Raw genomic sequence first — 6,196 nt, forward strand, 5'->3', positions numbered from 1 at the left:
GCCACGTCAGGGGACGTGATCGAGGAATCGGAAGAGCGAACGATGAAATGGGGAGGTGGTTACAGTAACTCCTTCGCTCAGCGAAGTGCATGACCTTAGGACGTCCGGCAGGTTCCATGAGTCCGCCGGGTCCCTTAAGGGTCGAATGATCAATTGCTGAGCGGTGGGCGTTGTTGCGGCGCGGCCTCAGGAGGCTGCTCCAATTGCAGTTCCTTCTTACGTTGTTCTTCCCTGAGTCTTTCGATTTCTTCGGCGAATAGGGTGGCCGCCTGGTCTGGCGGTAGATCCCGGTAGCGGCGAATGCGTAGTGCGTACGCCTGGATCTCCAAATCAATTGCGTCGGCAGTCTGCTGGAGGTTCAGGCTGCGCTCTCTAAATTTGAAGTAGGCAATGATTCCGGCCGAGATGCTGACAATGGCGCTAAGGCCAACGGCGAGCCAACTCCAGACGCCTTGTTCAGCAGATGCCGTTGTACTGACTGACGTGAGGATCGAGCCCACGATCACGGTAAGCTGGAATAGGTTATGTCGGTTCCTGTACTTCTCTGCACTCCGCCTGTAGTCATCACGGAAACCTGGCACAGACTCACGGTAGAAGTAAAATGCGCTAGACGTGTTGGGAGATGTCGTTTCCGCCGCTTGGAGGGCATTGCGCTCGGCTTCGAGCTTTAGGCGCTCTACTGAACCCTCAATGACATTGCTTCGGCAGCGATACCAGACTATAGATGAAGCGATCAGAGATGCGAGGAAGCCGACGTTCCCCCAAACGTTGAGCGCGCCCAGTCCCGCACTAGAGTCGATGAACAAGTTGCCGGCTACGATGCCACTCGCAACTGCTAGATTTCCAGCCGTCATCCATAGGAATGCAAGTCGCTTGACGAATTTACCTTGAGCGATTGCAGATTCCCATTCGATGATCCCCTGGTCAATCGACAGCACCGTTGATGTGCTTGTTGCCACTCGTCCCCCCACTGTGGTCTAAGCCAAGCGTAATCCTATGACCGACTGATCGTTTGGTCACCCTAGCGAAGCTGGGTTGCACGGCGTTGCCGAGCTCGTCGAAGGGACAGTGAGGCGCGTCGGATGGCCTGGATGGCAGACAGCTTGCGCTCGATCCTCCGGGCGCGTCGGGGCCGGCCAAGTGGCGGGCGATGATGCCCACAGGCGTAGCCCGGCGTCGGCGTACAGGTCGGGGTGCGCTTATCGAGAGGTTCGACCATGCCGCGACGTATGGGCATCGCTTCCCTCCGTCGGTACGCTCAGCCTCTGAATGAGCCTTGGGGGACGCATGAGGCGAGCTGGCTTTCTGGCTGCGGGGGCGTTGGCGGTGCTGCTTGGTGCTGTTGGGTGCAGCGCTTCGCCGCAAGACACCTACTGGAATGGGTACGCGGCGGGTGAAACCGTCGACATAGCCCCGGGCTCAAACCCGGACTGCGGCAAGGGCATCGATCCGAAAGATGTCGCGGCGTACATCAATGCGTGTGCGTCCTGGCCGAAGGACTCCGACACTGAATGCGGCGCGATGCTGCCGGACGACATCGACTCGGTCGCATGGATGGCTGGATGTAACGATGGGGCACACGGCCATCCCAACTATGCGGCGTACGGCCCGCGTCCCAAGTAGGTCACATGGGGAACGATGCGACAGGTTTGGGCGCGGCGGCGCCGAGTTCGGCGACCGCGGTGCGGCGTCGGCGTCGGACACTCGAAGGCCGTCGGCGAGCTGCCGAGCGAGGATGCTCAACAGGCGCTCTTCGGCCTGCTGGTGCAGGTCCTGGGCGACACCCACCCCGACACCCTGACCAGCCGCAACAACCTCGCTCGTGCTCGCCAAGGCGCCCGAGTTGTACAGCAGAGGAGTACTGCAACCTCATCAGCCGCAGCTGAAGGTCAGCAACCGTCTACGGCCGATTGACTAGCTCAACAGACCTCAAGGGCCACCCAGCCGATAGTTCGGGACGAAGAGGCCATGAGCTGCGGTCGCCGTCGCTACGCTCATTTAGATACCGCCCCATGCAGGTAAGCGTCCCTCCCGCAAGAACTAGGGTCGTCGGTCGGCTCCGAGGGGCAGAGAGGCAGGGCTCTACTTCCTCACCGGAAGAGAAGACCGGAACCCATCACGGTGGCTGGGTTCCGGTCCGCAGGTGAAAGCACAGCACCTTCCTCGTCAAGCGCCGCTTGGTGGCACGTCTTCAGAGTCCCAGTGGTTCGCCCTCCGTCAGCAATTAATTTCGGCTGATTGCGACTCGAAGGACATCGCGCAGTGCGCCGGTCAGCTCCCGCGCCAGGCTGTGGAGCTCGTCCGGTTCCGCGTCTGCGTCGTCGAGAGTGTCCTGTGCCTGTTCCAGGATCTCAGCCGCAAAGCCGAGTTGGACCGACTCGATGTTGTCCGCCAAGCGGGAGATGTAACCGCTTCCGTCGTCGGTGCTCAGGTAGCAGGGCTTGCCTTCCGGACCCACCCAAGGAAGAAGCCGGAGTTCGCTCGGGGCTGTCATGGCGAGGGATGCCTCTCGTTGATCACGTGATGGGAGGTGAAGACCGCGTCGACGCGATCTCCCGGAAACGCCAGGAGCGCGGCCTCTGTGACGCGCCCGGTGGAGTCGGTGGCGATACGGGTGACGGCGAGGACAGCCGTCGCGGAAGGGATCTTCAGGGCAGAGGCTTCGTCTGGTGTCGCTGAGCGAGCGCGGACCGTCTCTCGGATGGCGGCCGGTGGGGGATCGAGGACGGCAAATCTTGCGAGCGCTTCTCGGTGCGCGGAGTCGTCGTCGAGTACTCCAGCCGGCGCCAAGTCGCGTGGCGTGTAGATGCGGGCCAATCCCTGGGGCATCTCACCGTCGAGAGTGAGGCAGGTTAGTTCCGCGAGAGGGCTGCCTGTCGGCACCTTCAAGAGAGCCGCGAGGCTGCCGCGGGCCGGGACCGTGGCGCTACGAACGGTGACGCGCAACGCCGGTCCAGTGGCTGTCAACGGGTCCAGCGTTCCCCAGCCGCCGACGTACATGATCTTGCGTGGTGCACGTCGGACGAAGTTGCCCTTGCCGTGGATTTTCTCGACGAGGCGTTCGCCCTGGAGCACTGCGAGGGCTTGTCGCAGCGTCACCGTGCTCACGGCGTACTGCTCGGCCAAGGCCGTTTCGGACGGCAGTCGTTCGCCGGGTTGGAGACGGCCGGAGGTGATCTGCCGCCGTAGATCATCGGCGATGTCATGGTGTCGAGGAGGCACGCGTACCGTCACCGCCTTCTCATGGGCCGCGCGGCGACGAGTCGGGTGCGCGTGTGCATGGTCAGCAGCTCGCCCGACTCGAAGACCAGTTGCTTCGCACCGTGAGGGAGCTGGAGCAGGTCGCTCACGCGGCAGGCGCAGCCGCCGAGTTGGATGACGTCGCCGCGCTGCACCGTGCTGGCGGTGATTTCGACGCTCGTTACCGGTGCGCTGCCGGCGATCGGGGGCCTCACCGCGTCACCCCCACGGGCGCAGGCAGGTCGACAGCACGATGGCACAGGCAGTCGCACGCTTCGTAGATCACCGGGAGATCGATCGGTGCCGGTGCCGGGGGCGACTCCACGCAAGCGGAGTGCGTACCGATGTGGCAGGCGGTCGAGCGGTAGGGGCCCGGCATGCCTTCCGTGATCGATGACTGTCGGCAGGGCGGCATCAGTGGACCCCCGCAAGGGCCGACCATGCTTCGGCGGGGAGGTGAGGGACGACAACCAGAGCGCGCGGCCGTGCGCGCCTCTCCCATGCCAGCACGTACGGACGGACCAGGGCGACTTCCTCACCAACAAGGGAAGCCAGACAAGCCTTCGTTGTGGAAGGCCGACGCAGGACGACGGTCGATGCGTAGGTGGGCGCGAGGGAGGAGGCCGACGGGTCGGAGGGCCGTAAGGGGCGGCGATGCCTGCCCTTGGTCGAGGTCCGCACCCTAGCTAGGGAAAGGGCACGGCGGATACGGTTGAGCACGCTGCTCAGCTCCTATCGCTGATGGCTCGGTCCCCCGACATCGCCCGTCGTGGGGACCGCTTTGCGTACGACTGCCCAGAGGGTGCGGGCGTTCAAGCTGGTGGCGAGGAGGCCGAAGTGGTCAGCAGCGGACACCGCGTCCAGGACCTCTTGCCATGTCTCGGCGGAGACGTCGTCCGGCATCTCCGCTTCGACCGTCGTGTGCCGGGGGTGTTCCTCCACTCGCGTGAGAAATCCGAGGGCGGACAGCCGGGCGGCGATGGCCTCCGCGCTAACTCCCGAAGCGGGCACAGGGCAGCCTCCGTCAACCGGCGATCACTTTCAGCGAAGCTAGTTAACTAGATTAGGGCTAGTGGACTAGATTTTCCATATGTCTGAGCAACCGCCGTACCTCCGCATCGCCGATGAGCTGAGGCGCCGGATCGCGGAACGTGTGTGGGAGCCGGGAGACCGTCTGCCGTCCCGCGCTCAGATCGGCCAGGAGTGCGGCGTCGGCGAGAACGTGGTGCGCCGGGCGCAGGAGTTGCTGATCTCCCAGGGAGTGCTGGAGGGCCGCGCCGGTTCGGGCACGTACGTCGCCGAGCCCCGGCTGCGCGTGCGGGTCGTACGGTCTTCAGCGCGGGAGCAGCCAAGCGGCTCGCCATTCCGGGCGGACATGAAGGCGGTCGGCAGGCAGGGCGACTGGGAGAGCCGGACGGACGCCAAGGTGCCAGCCCCCGCGGATATCGCGGCGCGGCTGGGGGTCGACGAGGGCGCGTTGTGCGTACGGACGACTTACGAGTTCCTCGCAGACGGCAGGCCCGTGCAACTGTCCACGAGCTGGGAGCCGTATGACCTAACCGCCGGCACGCTCGTCGTCCTTCCCGAGGGAGGACCGCACGCGGGCGCCGGGGTCGTGAACCGTATGGCCGCGATCGGTATCACCGTCAGCCATGCGGTGGAGCAGCCGGAGCCGAGGCAGGCGACCGCCGAGGAGGCATCGCTGCTCGGCATCCAGAAGGCCGCACTCGTCACGCACATCAGGCGGACGTACTACAGCGACCAAGGACGACCCGTGGAGACGGCGGACATCGTCGTGCCGGCCGCGCACTGCGAGATCGTCTACGAGATCCCCATCAATCGCTAACCGGCTCTATATCTGCATCCCGTGGCAGATCCGGCAGGCTATGCCACGAGTGGTTGCACCCTCCGGCGCAGTACAGCGTCCGCCTGCGCGCGTCGGCGATGCTGAAGAGGGCGACGAGCAGACGAAATGACTTGGCGAGTTCATAGGCTGGAAGCTGATCCATCCCGAAGCGCCACTTCGTAAGCATCACCGCTGGCGTGTGGGTCGGGCGAATGCCAGAACGCGCAATGCTCTCCGGCACGTCGTCCTCGCGAGCACGGGCCTGCCCGCAGCACAGCACCAGCGTGTGCAAGATCTTGCGTTGGTCGTCCTCCGAGAGGCCCTCGAACCACTCGACGCCCTCAGCCATCGGTCTGCGCCCCTGCGCCAGCTCGTTCAGGATCACCTCATGCGCGTACAGCACAGCCCTTCACCCCCACAGTTTCCGGGTGACGCTACGCTCACGATCCCCCGTGATCAGCCCAGTTTCACGTGTACTGATGGCACAACCTTCTGACGAGGGCAGCAGAGGCTCGCAGTGGGGCAGAAGCGGGTGCCTGTCGAATGCGTGTTGAAGTCAGCTGAAGCGATGGGCCACTCGGCGTGAGCGTGCAGGTCACGCCCATTGGCAAGAACGAGCGCCCAAGCGCCTTCTAAGCGCTTGGCCGCAGATTCGAGTCCTGCCGGGGGCGCAAACGGTCTCTCACCGGCGGTGACGCGTGAGGGGCCTTTTCTTGTCCTGATGCAGATCACTGCGACCCTGCGACCGGGGCCGGACCGTGGCTGCCAGGGCAGCTCGCGGCTTGATCCTGTTCGCCGTCGGCAGGCCCCGGCACTCCGTCCTTCTGGGACGATCAGCGAGTCACCGCTTGACCGGCGGGCAAGTGCCCGTGTCCTCGCCGATGGAGTTGATCTCGGCGTTCGAACGGGAGTCGCCCGCGTAGTCGACCTGGTCCGTGCACTTCGTGCCGGGGTCCTTCGGCGTACCCGACGCCGCGCCGGACTTCTGCACCGGCGGGCAGGTGCCCGTGCCCTCGCCGATGGAGTTGATCTCGGCGTTCGAACGGGAGTCGCCCGCGTAGTCGACCTGGTCCGTGCACTTCGTGCCGGGGTCCTTCGGCGTACCCGACG

Annotated in this window: 7 protein-coding genes and 1 pseudogene; 1 reads left to right on the plus strand and 7 read right to left on the minus strand. The window is 64.6% G+C overall.

All coding sequences use genetic code 11. From position 1 onward, the window contains the following. Window positions 1–149: 149 nt before the first annotated feature. From ACIGA3_RS04130 to ACIGA3_RS04150, 5 genes are all read right to left on the minus strand, one after another. Window positions 150–959 carry a DUF4231 domain-containing protein gene (locus tag ACIGA3_RS04130; RefSeq protein ID WP_399710299.1) on the minus strand — a complete coding sequence of 270 codons (810 nt, stop codon included), beginning with the start codon at window positions 957–959 and terminating at the stop codon, window positions 150–152. 1,265 nt (window positions 960–2,224) lie between these two features. Continuing rightward, window positions 2,225–2,494, minus strand: coding sequence for a hypothetical protein (locus tag ACIGA3_RS04135; protein ID WP_399710301.1), 270 nt, complete (start codon window positions 2,492–2,494; stop codon window positions 2,225–2,227). After that, complete coding sequence (locus ACIGA3_RS04140) at window positions 2,491–3,234, minus strand: GntR family transcriptional regulator (protein ID WP_399710303.1); 744 nt, start codon at window positions 3,232–3,234, stop codon at window positions 2,491–2,493. The genes ACIGA3_RS04135 and ACIGA3_RS04140 overlap by 4 nt, the downstream gene beginning before the upstream one ends. Beyond that, entirely contained in the window at window positions 3,231–3,455 is a 225-nt protein-coding gene (locus ACIGA3_RS04145) for a hypothetical protein (RefSeq protein ID WP_031182355.1), read from the minus strand. Before ACIGA3_RS04145 ends, ACIGA3_RS04140 begins: the two co-directional genes overlap by 4 nt. A 517-nt stretch (window positions 3,456–3,972) precedes the next feature. Next, window positions 3,973–4,251 (minus strand): hypothetical protein, encoded by a 279-nt coding sequence (locus ACIGA3_RS04150; RefSeq protein ID WP_307815036.1) that lies wholly within the window; start codon window positions 4,249–4,251, stop codon window positions 3,973–3,975. 79 nt (window positions 4,252–4,330) lie between these two features. Here ACIGA3_RS04150 and ACIGA3_RS04155 point away from each other — a divergent pair, with 79 nt between their 5' ends. Continuing rightward, complete coding sequence (locus tag ACIGA3_RS04155) at window positions 4,331–5,086, plus strand: GntR family transcriptional regulator (protein WP_399710305.1); 756 nt, start codon at window positions 4,331–4,333, stop codon at window positions 5,084–5,086. Here the strand turns inward: ACIGA3_RS04155 and ACIGA3_RS04160 are convergent. Both ACIGA3_RS04160 and ACIGA3_RS04165 read right to left on the minus strand, forming a co-directional pair. Further along, window positions 5,076–5,471: a DUF5958 family protein gene (locus ACIGA3_RS04160; protein WP_399710307.1), complete on the minus strand. Its 396-nt coding sequence runs from the start codon at window positions 5,469–5,471 to the stop codon at window positions 5,076–5,078. The two genes, ACIGA3_RS04155 and ACIGA3_RS04160, sit on opposite strands and share 11 nt — an antisense overlap. A gap of 456 nt (window positions 5,472–5,927) precedes the next feature. Further along, window positions 5,928–6,196: pseudogene (locus ACIGA3_RS04165) on the minus strand (hypothetical protein); the annotation flags it as partial.

Origin of the sequence: Streptomyces sp. NPDC085596 (assembly GCF_044541565.1) — a bacterium.
GTDB lineage: Bacteria > Actinomycetota > Actinomycetes > Streptomycetales > Streptomycetaceae > Streptomyces.